Annotated in this window: 12 protein-coding genes; 3 read left to right on the top strand and 9 right to left on the bottom strand. The window is 70.6% G+C overall.

Going from position 1 to position 15,564, the window contains the following annotated elements:
- The first annotated feature begins 234 nt into the window (after window positions 1–234).
- Together ACQP1V_RS28065 and ACQP1V_RS28060 are read left to right on the top strand one after the other, a co-directional pair.
- The gene (locus ACQP1V_RS28065) at window positions 235–2,514 is read left to right on the top strand and encodes an ATP-binding protein (protein ID WP_433425963.1); all 2,280 of its coding nucleotides are present in this window, start codon (window positions 235–237) and stop codon (window positions 2,512–2,514) included.
- Between the two features lie 368 nt (window positions 2,515–2,882).
- On the top strand, window positions 2,883–5,111 hold the full coding sequence (locus ACQP1V_RS28060) for a helix-turn-helix domain-containing protein (protein WP_433413069.1): 2,229 nt from the start codon (window positions 2,883–2,885) through the stop codon (window positions 5,109–5,111).
- A gap of 254 nt (window positions 5,112–5,365) precedes the next feature.
- Here ACQP1V_RS28060 and ACQP1V_RS28055 read toward each other — a convergent pair whose 3' ends face one another.
- From ACQP1V_RS28055 to ACQP1V_RS28040, 4 genes are all read right to left on the bottom strand, one after another.
- Window positions 5,366–6,964, bottom strand: a complete 1,599-nt coding sequence (locus ACQP1V_RS28055; protein ID WP_433413068.1) for an amidohydrolase — start codon at window positions 6,962–6,964, stop codon at window positions 5,366–5,368.
- Between the two features lie 159 nt (window positions 6,965–7,123).
- A complete protein-coding gene (locus ACQP1V_RS28050) occupies window positions 7,124–7,963 on the bottom strand; it encodes an alpha/beta fold hydrolase (RefSeq protein WP_433413067.1) in 840 nt (279 codons plus the stop codon).
- A gap of 79 nt (window positions 7,964–8,042) precedes the next feature.
- Window positions 8,043–8,375, bottom strand: coding sequence for a hypothetical protein (locus ACQP1V_RS28045; protein ID WP_433413066.1), 333 nt, complete (start codon window positions 8,373–8,375; stop codon window positions 8,043–8,045).
- Window positions 8,376–8,462: 87 nt separating this feature from the next.
- A complete protein-coding gene (locus ACQP1V_RS28040) occupies window positions 8,463–9,143 on the bottom strand; it encodes an alpha/beta fold hydrolase (RefSeq protein WP_387415464.1) in 681 nt (226 codons plus the stop codon).
- Between the two features lie 297 nt (window positions 9,144–9,440).
- On the opposite strand from ACQP1V_RS28040, the gene ACQP1V_RS28035 reads away from it, so the two are divergent.
- Window positions 9,441–9,962 carry a MarR family winged helix-turn-helix transcriptional regulator gene (locus tag ACQP1V_RS28035; RefSeq protein WP_433413065.1) on the top strand — a complete coding sequence of 174 codons (522 nt, stop codon included), beginning with the start codon at window positions 9,441–9,443 and terminating at the stop codon, window positions 9,960–9,962.
- Between the two features lie 104 nt (window positions 9,963–10,066).
- Here the strand turns inward: ACQP1V_RS28035 and ACQP1V_RS28030 are convergent, their stop codons facing one another.
- The 5 genes from ACQP1V_RS28030 to ACQP1V_RS28010 all read right to left on the bottom strand — a co-directional run bounded on the left by ACQP1V_RS28030 (window position 10,067) and on the right by ACQP1V_RS28010 (window position 15,389).
- Complete coding sequence (locus ACQP1V_RS28030; protein WP_433413064.1) at window positions 10,067–10,615, bottom strand: NADPH-dependent F420 reductase; 549 nt, start codon at window positions 10,613–10,615, stop codon at window positions 10,067–10,069.
- A gap of 54 nt (window positions 10,616–10,669) precedes the next feature.
- The gene (locus ACQP1V_RS28025) at window positions 10,670–11,323 is read right to left on the bottom strand and encodes a hydrolase (RefSeq protein ID WP_387415458.1); all 654 of its coding nucleotides are present in this window, start codon (window positions 11,321–11,323) and stop codon (window positions 10,670–10,672) included.
- 594 nt (window positions 11,324–11,917) lie between these two features.
- Window positions 11,918–13,333 carry an MmgE/PrpD family protein gene (locus ACQP1V_RS28020; RefSeq protein ID WP_433413063.1) on the bottom strand — a complete coding sequence of 472 codons (1,416 nt, stop codon included), beginning with the start codon at window positions 13,331–13,333 and terminating at the stop codon, window positions 11,918–11,920.
- Window positions 13,330–14,133 (bottom strand): cyclase family protein, encoded by an 804-nt coding sequence (locus tag ACQP1V_RS28015; protein ID WP_387415454.1) that lies wholly within the window; start codon window positions 14,131–14,133, stop codon window positions 13,330–13,332. Before ACQP1V_RS28015 ends, ACQP1V_RS28020 begins: the two co-directional genes overlap by 4 nt.
- Window positions 14,133–15,389 carry a CaiB/BaiF CoA transferase family protein gene (locus ACQP1V_RS28010; RefSeq protein WP_433413062.1) on the bottom strand — a complete coding sequence of 419 codons (1,257 nt, stop codon included), beginning with the start codon at window positions 15,387–15,389 and terminating at the stop codon, window positions 14,133–14,135. Before ACQP1V_RS28010 ends, ACQP1V_RS28015 begins: the two co-directional genes overlap by 1 nt.
- Window positions 15,390–15,564 lie beyond the last annotated feature (175 nt).

Here is a 15,564-nt window from a genome sequence, read left to right as displayed (position 1 = left end):
ACCTGTGGATGAGGGGTCCCACCGGTAACGCTGCGGGATTGAACGCCAAGCAATGATCTTGGCTCGGCCGTCTCGGACTGCGCCCGGGCGCGTCTGCGTCCCGGTGCACCTTCACTGTCTCGCCAGGAGGCCCGCTTCTGCGCCGACCCGTTGGCCATCGGCTCCTCAGCATCCTGCCGTTCTTTGTCAGGGCGTACCTGATCATGATCGTTAACGTAGGCTGGCGCTCGTCCGCTGAGGGAAGGGAGCGCGGTCATCACTGACTTAGCCAGCTTCGCGCAGGTACTGCGCCAGCATCGGCGGGCGGCCCGGCTGACGCTGGAGCAGCTCGCCGATGCCTCCGGGGTCAGCGTCCGCACGCTATCGGACATGGAACGCGGCCGCAGCAAAGGCCCGCAGCACCGGACCGTTGCCGCCCTGGCCGACGCGCTGTCGCTGGGCGAAGCCGATCGCGAGCTGTTCATCGGCCTGGCTCGTGACGGCCGGCTGCGGGATCACTGGGCCCGCCCGACCGGTCTGGGCGAGCTGCCCCGGTCGGTGGACGACTTCACCGGCCGCGCCGCCGAGCTGGCCTGGATGGACGACTTCGTGCACGCCGGTGACGTGCCGGGTGCAGCCGGGGTCGCGCTCGTCACCGGGGCGGCGGGACTGGGCAAGACGACCTTCGCCGTCCGGGCCGCGCACGTCTTGCGCTCTGCCTTTTCCGGCGAAGTGTTCTTCGTGGATCTGTTCGGCATGTCGGCCCAGCCGCTGGCCGCCGATGACGTACTGGCGCACGTGCTGCGCGCGCTTGGCACGGCCGAGCGGCAGATCCCTCGCGACGCCCTCGAACGCGCCTCGCTCTACCGCGCGATCCTGCGGGAGCGGCGGGTGCTGGTCGTGCTCGACAACGCCAGGTCCGAAGAGCAGGTCCGCCTGCTCCTGCCGGGCGGCGGACCGAGCAGGGTGCTCGTGACGAGCCGCCGGTTGCTGGCCGGCCTGGAGGGGGTGCAGCGGCTGAGCCTGGGCCCGTTGCCGTCGGGGGAGGCCGCTGATCTGCTGACCGGGATCCTGGCCAAGCGCGGCTCCGCCGACGGTGCGGCGGCGATCGGCGAACTCGCCCAGTTGTGCGGTGGTCTGCCGCTGGCGTTGCGGATCGTGGGCAACCGGCTGGTCAGCCGGCCCGGCTGGAGCGCTGACGAGCTCGCGTCCCGGCTGGCGGACGAGGAACGCCGCCTGGGCCAGCTCCGGGCGGGTGATCTGGAGGTCGCCAACGCGTTCGGGATGTCGTACGAGCAACTGGTCGTATCCGCGCGGCGGGTCTTCCGCCGCCTGGCGCTGGTGCCCGGCCATGACTTCGACGCGGCCCTGGCCGCGGTCGTCGCCGGGGTCTCGATCGCGCAGGCATGGGACGCGCTGGCCGAGCTCGTCGACCTCGGCCTGCTGCACGACAACGCCTCGGGCCGCTACCGCTTCCACGACCTGGTACGGCTGTTCGCCCGTGAACGGTTGCACGCCGAAGAGCCCGCAGCCGACCGCGAGGCGAGCGCCGAGACCATGACCTCGTGGCTGCTGCGCATGGCCGTCGCGGCCGGGCGGTGGTTCGAGCCCGCCTATGGCGGCCCCGGCCGGCCTGACGCCGACCTGGCCGAGCTTTCCTCGTCGGAGGAGGCGGAGCGCTGGCTGCGCGCGGACGCCGACAACTGGCTGGGCGCCTTACGGCAGGCGGCTGGCGAGGGCCGGCACGCGCTCGTGCTGGAATGCGCGGAGTCGATGCACTGGTTCTCCGACCGCTGGATGTACTGGCCGTCGTGGGAGGAGGTGTTCACGCTCGGCGTCCGGGCGGCCGAGGCCCTGGGCGATGCGGCTCAGCACGCCACCCAGCTCAACTACCTGGCCTGGGTTCATCTGGTGCCGCCCATGGACCTGCAAGGAGTGCTGCGGCTGGCGACCCAGGCGCTGGACCTGGCCAGCACCAGCGGCTCCAGGGCGCAGATCGCCTGGGCCCACCAATACGCGGGGACGGCGCTGCGGCACCTCGGCCGGCTCGGCGAGGCCGCCGACTCGCTGACGATGGCGGCGCAGATGTTCCACACCGACTCCGACATGGACGCCTACGTCCAGAGTCTGAACGCTCTGGGCGACATCCTCGTCGCCGACGGACACCACGAGGCGGCGCTGGAGCAGTTCCAGCAGGTGCTGTCCCAGCTGGACGACAAGGATTCGGGCATGTCGCCGGACATAGCCTCGTTCACCCGGTCGCAGACGCTGGCCCGGATCGGCCACTGCCTGAGCCTGCTCGGCCGCCCGGCCGAAGCGATCGGCATGCTGAACGAGGCCGCCACTCTGCTGGAGAAGTTCCACGCCTTCAGCTCGCAAGCCCGCGCCCTGGAGACGTTGGCGGGCATCCTGGCCGGGGAGGGGCGCGGCGAGGAGAGCCGCCACACCTACGCTCGGGCGGCGGAGGTGTTCGACATGATCGGCGAGGGAGACGCGGCGGCCCGCTGCCGCGACCAGGCGGCCGCCCAGGGCTGAACCGCTCAGGCCTGGGCTCTGCGCTGCATGGGTCGTGGTCTCCGGCGCGAGTTGAGAGGGCCTCTGGCAGGCAGTGGGCCTGTTCTTCCAGGTCAGGAGTGACCATGCCCATCATTGGGAACCTGGTGCTGATTGTGAAAGATCACCGCCGACGTGCGCGACCGGCAATCCCGACATCCGCCCCGGTCCCTTGTTTTTCACGGGGCCGGGTGTCTCGCGACTCCGAACGTCCTCTTTCTCGCCGGAACACGGTCAGCCGAAGTCGCGCGACCGGCGGGCGCCTCCTTGTGGTGTCTGCCGCGCGATGGGCAAGTCCCACCGGATTTCTTACGATGAATGATCGCTCGGGGTGAGGGAGGGTGATGCCCATGATCGCTCCAGCCGGCTTCGCAGAGGTGCTGCGCCGCCACCGGCGGGCGGCCCGAATGACCTTGGAGCAACTTGCCGAAGCCTCCGGGGTCAGCAACCGGACACTGTCGGACATGGAGCGAGGCCGAAGCAAAGGACCCCAGCATCGCACCGTCACCGCAGTGGCCGACGCTCTCGCCCTGGAAGGCGACGACCGCGACCAGTTCCTGGAGCTGGCCCGCGAGGGCCGCCTGCGCGACCACTGGACCCGCCCGAACGGTCAGTGCGATCTGCCCCGGCCGGTCGACGATTTCACCGGCAGGACCGTCGAGCTGACCTGGACCACCGAGCTCATCCGCCCCCAGGGTGCGCCCGGCGCCGCGGGCGTGGGAATCATCACCGGATCCGCTGGACTGGGCAAGACGACGCTCGCCGTTCGCGCCGCGCATGCTCTGCGGCCGGACTTCCCCGGCGGCGTGCTGTTCCTCGACCTGTTCGGCATGTCGTCCCACCCCATGCCCACGACAGAGGCCCTGGCGCTGCTGCTGCGCGCGCTCGGTGTGATCGAGCATGAGATCCCCGCCGACGTCGCCGGGCGGGCGTCGCTGTACCGATCGCTGCTGCGGCAGCGGCGCGTGCTCGTCGTGCTCGACAACGCGGCTTCCGAGGGACAGGTCCGGCCGTTGCTGCCCGGCGACGGCGTGGGCCGAGCGCTGGTGACGAGTCGCCGGTTGCTGGCCGGGCTGGAGGGCGTCCGCAGGCTCAGCCTCGGCCCCTTACCCCTGCTGGAGGGCACCGAACTGCTGACTGAGATCTTGAAAGGGCGCAGCGCCTCCGACGACGGAGCGGCGATCTCCAGGCTCGTCGAGCTGTGCGGCGGACTGCCGCTCGCGCTGCGCATCATCGGCAACCGGCTGGTCAGCAGGCCCGGCTGGAAGCCCGCCGAGCTCGCCGCCCGCCTGGGGAACGAGCAAGGGCGCCTGGAGCAGCTCAAGGCCGGCAACCTGAAGATCGCCAATGCGTTCGCGATGTCGTACGAGCAGCTAACCCGCTCATCACGCCAGATCTTCCGGCGGCTGTCCCTCATCCCCGGACGGGATTTCGACGCCACGCTCGCCGCCGTCGTGGGCGAGGTCGACACCGAGGACGCCTGGGACGTGCTGGACGAGCTCGTCGATCTCGGCCTCCTGCAGGACAGCGCGGCGAGTCGCTACCGCTTCCACGATCTGGTCCGCCTGTTCGCCGGCGACCGCCTCCGGCGGGAGGACACGGCGGCCGAGCGGGAGACGGTCACCGAGGCGGTGACGTCGTGGCTGCTGCGGATGGCCACCGGTGCCGGGCGGTGGTTCGAATCCGGCCATGGACAGGCCGCCGGCGGCCTGTCCTCCCCGGAGGAAGCCGACCGTTGGCTGCGCGTGAACGTGGACAACTGGATGGGCGCGTTGCGCGCCGCGGCGGGCACGGGCCGGCACGCGGCGGTCCTGAACTGCGCCGAGTCGCTGGACTGGTTCTCCGACCGGTGGATGCACGCGCCGCACTGGCTGGAGGTCTTCACTCTCGGCGCCGATGCCGCCGCCGCCCTGGGCGATCAGGCCCGGCAGGCCAACCAGCTGAACCTGCTCGCCTGGGTCCATCTGGTCCCGCGTGACGACCCGGAAACCGCGCTGCGGTACACGGCCCAGGCATTGGACCTCGCCACCCGAAGGGGCGCCACGGACGAGATGGCCTCGGCTCACCACAACGCGGGAGGCGCGCTTCGCAGCCTCGGACGGCTCAGCGAAGCCATCGCGTCGGAGACCCGGGCGGCGGAGATGTTCAAGGCCAGTGGCGACATCGACTCCTACAGCCAGTGCCTGGGCGCCCTCGGCACCTGCCTGCGCGACGCCGGACGCCACACCGAGGCACTGGAGCAGTACCTCGGGCTGTGGGACCTGCTGAACGACAACCGGTCGGGGATGAGGCCCAGCGTGGTGACGTTCACCCGGCCCATCGCGCTCGCCCGGATCGGCGAATGCCTGGCGCTGCTCGGCCACCGATCCGAAGCCGTCTTGAAGCTCACCGAGGCGATCGGCCTCATGGAGCAGGCCCAGCTACCGTCCCAGCAGGCCCGCTCCCTGGAGACACTGGCGGCCCTGCTGGCCGAGGAGGGCCGGAACGAGGAGAGCCGCAGCTCGTACGCGCGGGCGGCCGAGGCGTACGAGGAAGTCGGAGACGCCGAGGCGAGCAGCCGCTGCCGCGACCTGGCCTGACAGTTCGGCGTGCTTCTTCAACGTCCGATGTCCCATTTGTATGCGGGCTCGGCAAGCTGAACCGGACGAAACCCGAGCGTAAGGTCGGTACGTGACTGCGATCACAGGTGGTCCGCTGGCGAACCAGGGCAGGCCGCCGCCCAGCGTGTAGCCGGCCACGCCGACGTCGGCCGCGGTCTTCTCCGATCGCCGGCGGTGGTGAGGCCGCCCGCCGTGAGCTGGCCGGACGGGACTTCTCGTTCGTCAGCTCGCCGTCAGGGACGGGCGTGGACGACGCGGCCGCCGACGACGGTGTGCGTGGGGTCGAGGTCGCGGAGAACCTCAGGGGGACAACCGGCGGGGTCCCGGTCCCAGATGGTGAGGTCGGCGAGGCGGCCGGGGGTGAGGGTGCCGCGCAGGTGTTCCTCGCCGAGCAGGCGCGCGGCGTTGGTGGTGTGTAGGGCGACGGCCTCGTCGTAGGTGATGGCGTGTTCGGGGCCCTGGACGCCGATCACGGTCTGCCGGGTGATCATGCCCCAGACCGAGCGCATGGCGCCGAACCGGCCCACCGGGAAGTCGGAGCCCGCCGTGACCAGCGCACCCTGGTCGATCCATCCCCTGGCGGGGAAGAGCGCAGCAACGCGTTCCGGGCCCCAGAACTCGCGCTCGACCTCGGCGGTGTCGTGCAGCAGCGGCTGCTGGACGGTGACGGGGATGCCCAGCGCGGCTGCTCGGGCGCGCTGGGCGGGCCCGGCCAGGCCGCCGTGTTCCATGACGAGGGTGCCCGCAGGCAGGCCGGGGTTGTTCCGCAGCACGCGCTCGTAGACGTCCAGGAGGATGCGCACGGCGCGGTCGCCGTAGGCGTGGGTGCCGACCCGCCAGCCGCGGCGCACGACGGTCTCGACGGCCTCGAACAGCGCGTCCGGTTCGCAGACCAACGTGCCGGAGAAAGCGTGGTCGCAGGCGTACGGTTCCTCGGTGGCGCCCGCCTCCAGTCCGCCGTCGAGGCCGAACTTGACGCCCCACACCCGCAGCCACGGGTCGGCGTCGTAACGCCATACCTCCATGGCGTCGAGCAGGTCCTCCAGCTCGGCCCCGCCGAGGCCGAACGCCCCGATCAGGGCCCGCACCCGGATGTCGAGCGCATCGGCCTCCCGGACGGCGCGAAGCAGGGCGTAGTCGTCGAGGGATACGGCGCAGTCCCGGACGGTGCCGATGCCGGTGGCGGCGTACCGGCCGCCGGCCAGGCGGAGCCCGTCGGCGCGTCCGGCTCGGTCCTCCGCGGGGACGAGTCGCTCCACCAGGGCCATGGCGCTGTCGATCAGGCGGCCGTCGAGCCGTCCACCGGCGTCGCGGCCGATCACGCCGCCGGGCGGGACCGGGGTGTCCTCCGTGATGCCGGCCAGGCGCAGCGCGTAGGTGTTGACGACGTCGTTGTGGCCGCCGCGCTTGACCAGCACCGGGTGGCGGTCGGTGGCCTGGTCGAGCTCGGCGGCGGTGGGCATGCGCCGCTCCGCCAGGTTGTACTCCTGCCAGTTCGTCGTCGTGCGGATCCACTGGCCCGCAGGGGTGACGGCGGCCCGTTGCCGGATCAGCTCCAGGAATTCGGCGATGGTGTGCGCCTGGTGCACGGGGACGTCATGGGCGCTGCGCCCGGCGAAGATCAGATGGGTGTGGGTGTCGTCGAACGCGGGCAGCACCGTGGCCCCGGGCAGATCGAGGATCGTGGTGCCGGCGGTCACCCAGTCGTCGAGGCCGTCGGGGTCGGCTGACAGCGCGGCGATGCGGTCGCCTCGTACCGCCACCGCCCGCTGCGGGGCCTGGCCCGGTACCAGCGTGTGCACCGCGGCGGCCCGGATGAGCATGGTCTCCATACCCGACGTTGTACGGCGAGCTGCTCGCTCCGCTCGGGCTCGGTCGCGCCGGGCGATGCGTCACCCTTGTGCGGCCATCAGCAAGTCGCTGTCCCGGCTAAAGAGCCGTGATTGAGGCGCTCAACTTACCTGCCGACGTCCGGGGGCAGCCGCAGGTGGCTACGCCACCGTACGGGTGAAGCCCGTGATCGCGCGGGTGAAGGCATCGGGTTCTTCGAGGTGCCCCAAATGGCCGCTCTTTTCCAGGAGGACGAACTGAGAGTGGGGGATTCCCTCGTGGAGCTGCCGTCCCCAGTCGGGGCCGCAGATGAAGTCGTGGGCTCCGCTGATGATCAGGGTGGGCGTGGTGACGGCGTCCAGGAGGTCGCGGACATCGAAGGGTGGTTCGTTCGCGCGCATCGGGCCGGCCCCCCAGAGGCGCATGGACGCTCGCAAGGGGGCCAGGTCGGCCTCGTGGGCCCAGTAGTCGGCGAAGTAGGCGGGCAGTATGGCGCGTAGGCCCTGCGTGCAGGATTCGTTGTCGGTGGCGGCCAGGGTCTGCTGGAACGCCTGCGGAATCGCGGCCGCCTCGGGCTGGCCGGGGTGACGCTCCGGCAGACGGTCGAGGTTGGTGAGCGCCTGGTTCCAGAATGTCTCCCCGGTCTGGGGCGAGGTGTCGTACAGGATCAGGCCCGCGAGAGCGGCGGGGTGGTCGAGCGCGTAGCGTTGCGCGACGAAGCCGCCGTGGGAGTGACCGAGCAGGAACGGCTTCGGCGCGTTCAGGTGCTCGATGAGGCCGTGCAGGAACTGGGCGTAGGTGTCGACGCGGTAGTCCTGCGGCCGGGACAGGTGCCCGGATCCGCCGGTTCCGATCGGTTCGAGGTAGACCAGCGTCAGGTGCTTTTCCAGGTCCGGCATCCGCAGGTACTCCCAGCCGAGCCCGGGACCGCCGGGGTGGACGACGCACAGCGGGCCGGAGCCCGCGACGTGATAGCGCTGTAGGACACCGTGAAGGCTCACGGTGTGAGTACCGGGACGCGGCAAACTCATGAGGACTCCTGAGAGGGAGAACGCTGCCCCGGCGGTGCCGGGGCGGCGTTCAGGTGAAGTAGCGGCCCGGGTTGTCGATCAGCATGGTGCCGAGCTGCTCGTCGGTGACCCCGGCCTGGCGCAGTGCCGGGAGGACCGCGTCGCGGATGTGGGTGTAGATGCCGGTCGCCGCGATGATGCTGATGCCGACCAGGGCGTTGACTTTCGCGATGCGGGCCACGTCGCGGCCCAGTCCGATCACCGTCGGGTCGGCGATGGTGTCCACGCCGGCCGGTTTCAGCGCGGTGAGCCTGCGCACCGCGTCGGCGACGCGCTCGTCCTCCTGCCACAGCTGTGAGCGGTTGGTGATCACCGCTCCGCTGTACGAGTGCGCGACCAGCACGATCGGCCCGTCGATCGACTTCAGGACGCCTCCCGGAAAGGTGGGTGGCGCCGGCCCCCGCAGGCCGAGGGCCGGGCCGGGAAATGGTCAGGCTGCGGCCTGGCGGATGAGGTCGGCGACGGCGGCGGGCTGGGAGACGTACACGGCGTGGCTGCCGATGACCTCGACGACGGTCGCGTTCGCGCGTTCGGCCATCGCGCGTTGGGCCGGGGGCGGGATCATGCGGTCCTCGGTGGCCACCAGGTACCAGGCGGGCTTGTGCCGCCAGGCGGGCTCGGTGACCGTCCCGCCGAGGGCGTCCACGCCCCAGGGGACCTGGGAGTCGGCCATGAACGCGGCGGTCTGGGCGGGCAGGTCTGCGGCGAACGAGCCGTGGAACTTGTCGCGGTCGAGGAACAGGAACCCCTCGGCCGGGGGCAGGATCGGCGGCACGGGCGCGCCGGGGGGCGGGTCGGCGATGATGGCGTTGACCGACTCGCCCTTGTCGGCGGCGAAGGCGGCGATGTAGGCGAGTGAGGCGACGTTGGGGTGGGTGCCCGCCTCGGTGATGACGACCCCGCCGTAGGAGTGGCCGACCAGGACGGCCGGGCCGTCGAGCGAGTCCAGGACCCGGCGGGTCACCGCGACGTCGTCCTCCAGCGACAGCGTCGGGTTCTGCACGACGTGGACGCGGAAGCCGTCCCTGGTCAGCTCGTCGTAGACGCCCTGCCAGCCGGATCCGTCCACGAAGCCACCGTGCACCAGCACGATGTTCCTGATGGTGGTCATGGTCACTCCTGACCTGGATGGACAGGCCCGACGCCTGTCCCCGTGCGCTCAATCCAAGTCGCAGGCGCGCAGTCAGACCATGCAGAACAGCATGCAGAAGTTCAGGGGAGATCGCGGCTGCGTGTGCCGCCTTCTCGACCGCGCACGAAACGACCTCTGCGACTCCCCCAGTGGCCCGCTCGCCAGGGCCGCGGAGCTTGGCGTGGGCGAAGCCGGCGATCTTCTGCCCGGCGGGCTTGCCACACCCCTCGTTACGCTCCGTTATATGACATAACAACAATATGGTAGTGTGGGGTGATGGGCGAACCTCCCTGGCTTACCCCCGAAGAGGCCGCCGTCTGGGAGAAATACCGGACGCTGCGGCGGGAGTTGCAGCTCGCGCAAGACCGGCAGCTGGCACGCGATTCGGGTTTGTCCGGCGCGGACTACGCACTCCTTGCGCCGCTGTCGGAGTCACCCGAGGGCGTGCTGAGATTCCGGGAACTGGGGCTAGAGGTCGGCTGGGAACGCAGTCGGCTCTCCCATCAGCTCACACGCATGGAGAAGCGCGGGCTGGTGACCCGGGAAGCGTGCCCGGGCGACGCCCGCGGAGCGATGATACGGCTGACCCGGCACGGACGTGACGCCATCGAAGCAGCCGCACCTCAGCATGTGGAGACCGTGCGACGGCTGTTCTTCGACCCCTTGGCCCCGGGGGAGATGCGGGTGCTCGAAGGATTCCTCGATCGCATGCTCGCCGCACTCGAACGCGAATCGGCCGCGCACCGGCCGAACGGCTCCGCCGGGAAGTTGGCCCGCCCCGGTCTCCGGCCTGGTTGAACAGCCATTGCCGGTCAGCCGTACGGCTCGCGTCCGCCCGGACGCCCCATGACAATGAACCGGCCGGCTCAGCCGTGTCATGAGGACGTCCGAGCGTAGCGAGATCAAAACTGGCCGGGACTCCCGTAGCGGTAGAAATGAGGGCCGAGCTGGGCGGCAATGGCCCGGGTCAACGCCGAGCCATCCTCCAGCAGGCGGGCCGCTTGGTCCAGATCCCCGACGAAGACGGGGTCGTAGCCGGCGTCCCTGACCAGCTGTTCCGTCACCGCCTTGGCGGCGTCGTCGGCGGCGTACAGGTTGCTCGGCCTGACCTGCTGTTTGGCGATCTCGTCATACAGGGCGGCGAAGTTGGTGGAGAACGACTTGGCGGTCGGACCTCCGATGACGGATTTGACCTCGTGGGCCAGCGACGGGTGCTCGCTCGTCCGTGGTACGTACATGTTGGTGGTGTCGATCGTCACCTGCCCGTTCAGCCCGGACACCCGGCCCAGCGCCTCTCCGGCCGTCTGGCCCGGGACCGCCACCACGACGACCTCGGCGTCACCTGCGTCGCCGCCGTCACGGCCAAGTACGGTGACCTGATGACCGGCGTCGGCCCACAGCCTCGCCAGACCGCCTCCGACCCGCCCCCGCCCGATTACCGTGATCCTCATGCGCGCTCCTTCGTTCGAGATGGCGCCATCCTGCCTGGGCAGACCAGGCTCTTGTCACGTGGCGTCTGCGCCGAGCAGCTGGAACTCCCAGGCCAGCGCGGCCCCGAAACTGCCTCCGTGAGAGAGGAAAATGTCGGCGATACCCGGGACGGTCTCCTCTCGTGCCCAGTCACGCTGCAGCTCCCCCAGAACCGTCGCCGTCGTGGTGGGGATCACGCCCGCCTGCACCATGCGCTGGACCCCACGCTCGTGCGCCTCCAAGGAGGTGGCTCCCGAGGCATCGGTGACCGCGAAGACCCGGTAGCCGTCGGCGAGTGCGTGGATCGCCGGGAAGGCCAGGCAGATGTCAGTCCACAGGCCGGCGATGATGAGGTCCTTGCGCCCGGTGTCCGCGACGGCCTGGACTACCCGGGGGTCCTCCCAGGTGTTGATGGTGGTGCGGTCGATGGGCTTTTGCTCAGGGAAGACTTCCTGGATCTGACGGATGATGCGGCCACCACGGTCTTCGACCACGGTGCTCAGGATGGTCGGGATGCCAAACAGCTTCGCCCCTTTGGCCAGCGCCGTCACGTTGTTGATCACCAGATTGGCGTCATGACTTTGCAGTCCGGCGAACTGCGCTCCTTGGTGATCGATCAGCAACAGCACCGAGCGCTGCGGGGTGAGCAGGGCGTCGAGTCCGATGTAGGGAGTGACGTGCGGATCCATGTGGAGATTCCTTTCGTCAGCCACTGAGGGCAGTTCCGCGGGGCGGGACTGCCAACCGCGCCGCCCGGGGGAGGCCACGCGGCATCGAGGACACAGCTGCCGGGCTGTACGGGCCTCACTAGCTGTCTCCATTCGGCGCTGTCCGACCCCTACAGCCGTCGTCTTCAGCGATGGGCTCTCGGCCGTGACACCCAGCACTGATGATGTGTCAACAAAATAAGCTCGACTTTGATGCCAAGTCAACAACTTGGCTCTTGGCGCCCGATCGGGGGTGTCGGTAAGGCTCGAACCACCAGCCGCAAACGACGGTGTCCGCCCAGGTGAGCACTGCGCCTGCCGATGATCGTCCTCGCCGGGCACGTGGTCGTGGCGGTGCCAGGCGGCGGGCTCCTCGGGTCGGCCGGAGGCAGGGGCCAGCCGCCAGGTCACATCGGGACGGCCGATGACGTCATGCCGGTGGGCCAGTGCGGTCTTGCCTGGTCGTCTGGGCGATCTGGCTGATCCCGTACACGACGGGGGCGATCGGCGCCATGCGACCGATGCCCGGCCACCTCCCCGTCTCGAGCCGGAGCCGTCCCGTTTCCGGCTCGCGGCTCACGCGCGCATGATCAGGGCGGTGTCGAGGAGGCCGGCGACGGTGCCGCGCTCCTCGAGCCCACGTACCTCACTCGCCAGCGCCTCAGCCGCCTCGTACGGCAGCACCCGGGCGGCGTTGAGCGCGTACTTCGTCCGCAACTCGTCGAAGGTCAGCGGGTGCTCGGGGCCGCCGCGCGAGGAGTGGACACGGTGCTCCAGGTCGCTCCCGTCGACGGTGCGGACCCGCAGTACCGCGGAGAAGGCCAGGGGGAACTCCTCGGAGCACTCCTCGTCGGCCACGACCCTGATTTTGGCGGCCAGCGCCAGCCTCCGCTCGTCCCGGAAGGCGGACTCGGCGAAGTCGTCGAGGTGCAGGCCGAGGCCGCCGCCTCCGATCAGCGCGCTGGCCACGGTGTACGGCCCGGAGAACTTGGCATGGTACGGCGTGCGCGGCCGCACCTTTTCCTCGTACGGCTCCCCGATCGTGCGCAGCGGCGCGGCGGCCACGCCCAGCTCGATCTCCGCCACGTCCTCGGGCCGCAGCCCCCGGGCGCGGAGCGCGAGCGCGGCGTCGATGCCGGGGTGGGTGAAATGGTTCGAAGGGTAGGGCTTGTACACCGTGCGCAGCAGCTCCCACCGCTCGCCGAGCCCGTCGGTGATCGCGTGCACGTCGTAACGCCCCTCGAGGAACGCCTCGAAGAAGCCGAAGCGTCCTTCGAAGACCGTCGGCGGTCCTGTCACCCCCTCGGCGGCCATGGTGGCGGCGACGACACCGGCGTGCGCGGCCCAGCCGCAGTGCACCCGCTTGACGGTGCCGCCGGTGCGGTTGGCCTCGATGACGCCCGCTCCCATGCTGGCCGCGATGCCCATGGCGTGGGCGATGCCGTCCGCGGAGAGCCCCATCAGCAGGGCGCAGCCGGCGGCGGCGCCGATCGTCCCGCAGATCGAGGTGGCGTGCCAGCCCTTCTCGAAGAAGAGGGAGTTGCGCAGCTCGGGGAGGTAGGCGGCCATCCCGAGCCGGTTGGTGATCTCGTCGCCCACCGCCACGGCCTGGCACAGCTCGACGCCGGAGGCGCCCACCGCCTCCGCCACTGACAGGGTGGCGGGGACCACCGACGCCGACGGGTGGAGCACCGACGGCAGATGGGTGTCGTCGAAGTCGAGCGCGTGCGCGAGGGTGCCGTTGACCAGTGCCGCCGAGGGCGCGGGCAGGGACAGTCCGCGGCCGATGACGGAGGAGCCGCCTGCGCCGCCCCATCGTTCGGCCATCCGCAGCACCGCCTCGTGCGGTTCGGACGGGTCGGTGAGCTCCTGTGCGGCGAGGCAGTTTCCGAAGGTGTCGAGCACGCGTCCGGTGACGTCGGCGACGACGGGCTTCGGCAGCCCCGTACGGCCGGCGGCGGCGAATTCGGCCAGCGCCGAGACGACGGTCATGCGGCCAGCACCGCGAGCGGTCGTACCGGAGCGCCGGTGGCGCCCACGACGGGCAGGGGGTTGAGCACCAGCAGGAACTCCGCCGTACCGAGGCCGAGCAGCTCGGTCAGGCGCATCGTCTCGACGATGTGCACGCCCGCCTCGACGAGCAGGATCCGGTGCACGGGCAGCGTCGCGTGACCGCGGCCGGGCGCGATCCGCTCGAAGGCGATGGTCTCGCCTCCGGCCACCGCGACCCCGTGGCCGACCAGCCAGCGGGCCGCATCCGGGCCGGGGCCGGGCACGCCGCCCTCGTCGCCGACGAACCGGACCGGCCGGTCCCACTCGCGCGACCAGCCGGTTCCGATCAGTACGGCGTCGCCGCGGCGGATCTCCACACCGGCCTGCCGCCGCGCGGTCTCCAGGTCGTCGGGCGTCACCTCGTAACCGGGCGGCAGCACGTCGACCCCGTGTACGGCGGCCACGTCGAGCAGCACGCCGCGTCCGACGTACGGACTGAAGGCCTCGATCCCGTACCGGGAGAGGCCCTGGTGCGACTGGATTCCCGCGGCCTCGACCCTGCCGTACACGTAGCCGTCCTGGGAGACGTGGCCGAGGGCGTCGACGTGGGTGCCCACGTGCCCGCCGGTGAGGATCACCTCGTTGGCGGCCGAGCCACCGTCCTCGCGGACCATGTCACCGTGCCTGCGCTCGATGACCATCCTGAACCGCGGATGGTTGGGCGACTGAGGCATCCCGGTGCGCATCGGCTGTGCGAGATCGACGATCCTGGCCCCGTCGACATGCCGCCACAACGACATCACACGACTCCTTTGTCCCGCAGGGCGGCCAGCTCGGCGGCGCTCACGCCGAGACCACCCCACACCTCCTCGTTGTCGGCGCCGCGTGCGCGACCCGTCCACCTGATCGACCCCGGTGTCTCGGAGAGCCGGAAGAGTACGTTCTGCATGCGCAGCGGCCCGAGATCCTCGTCGTCGACCGTGGTGATCGTGTCGAGCGCCTGGTACTGCGGGTCGGTGAACACGTCACGGATGTCGTAGACGGGTGCGATCGCGGCCTCCGCCTTCTCGAACTCCGCGACCACCGTGGCGAGGTCCTGCCGAGAGATCCACGCGCCGACGTGCCCGTCGAGCAGGTCGGCGTGCTCGGCCCGGCCGGCGCCAGAGGCGAACCACGGCTCGCCGATCACCTCGGGGTGCCCGACGAGGCGCATCACGCGCTCCGCGATCGAGTCGGCCGAGGTGGACACCGCCACCCAGCGGCCGTCCCGCGTCCGGTACGTGTTGCGCGGGGCGTTGTTGACCGAGCGGTTGCCGGTACGCGGCTGGACCTGGCCGAGCTGGTCCCAGACGAGAGGCTGCGGGCCGAGAAGTGTGAGGAGCGGCTCGACGATGGCCAGGTCGATCACCTGTCCCCGGCCGCCGCCTCCCGGCCTGTCGCGGTGGTGCAGCGCCATCATGATCGCGTTCACGCAGGTGAGGGCGGAGACGCCGTCGGCCAGCCCGAACGGGGGCAGCGTAGGTGGTCCGCCGGGCTCCCCGGTGACGGCGGCGAAGCCGCTCATCGACTCGGCGAGCGTGCCGAACCCGGGTCGCTTCGCGTACGGGCCGAACTGGCCGAAGCCGGTGACCCGCGCGATGACCAGCCGCGGGTTCATCTCCAGCAGGGTCCGCGGCGACAGGCCCCACCGCTCCAGCGTGCCGGGACGGAAGTTCTCGATGAGCACGTCGGCTCGGGCGAGTAGCCGCTTGAGCAGATCGGCGCCCTCGGGCCTGCCGATGTTGGCGGTGACCGTGCGTTTGTTGCGGCCGAGCATCTTCCACCACAGCCCGATCCCGTCCTTGCTCGCGCCGTGGGTGCGGGAGGGATCTCCTCGGTCGGGGTGTTCCACCTTGACGACGTCGGCGCCGTAGTCCCCCAGGATCGTCGCGGCCAGCGGTCCGGCGAACAGGGTGGCCGCGTCCACGACCACGACGCCGGTCAGCGGCCCCGTCGGCGTGTCCGGCTGACCGGCCGTCGCCGATCGTTCCCCCGGAACGATCTGCTCTGCCTCCACGAAACGGCCTCCTCGAAATGTGTCCGTTGCTCTGGGCGGGACGCCTCCCCGAAGGCGGATCCTCATGTTCGGCCGGGGCTTTCCAAGCTATTGAAACAGCGTTACCGTATGCGGAACAAGCCCGCTTCGTATTTCGCCCTCCGGAGAGGCAGAGGTGACGGCTGTCCGTCGAGAT

Source organism: Microtetraspora malaysiensis, assembly GCF_050947145.1.
Classification (GTDB): Bacteria; Actinomycetota; Actinomycetes; order Streptosporangiales; family Streptosporangiaceae; genus Microtetraspora_A; species Microtetraspora_A malaysiensis.
The sequence above is the reverse complement of the archived record's forward strand: the minus strand, read 5'-3'. Positions and strand labels throughout refer to the sequence as shown.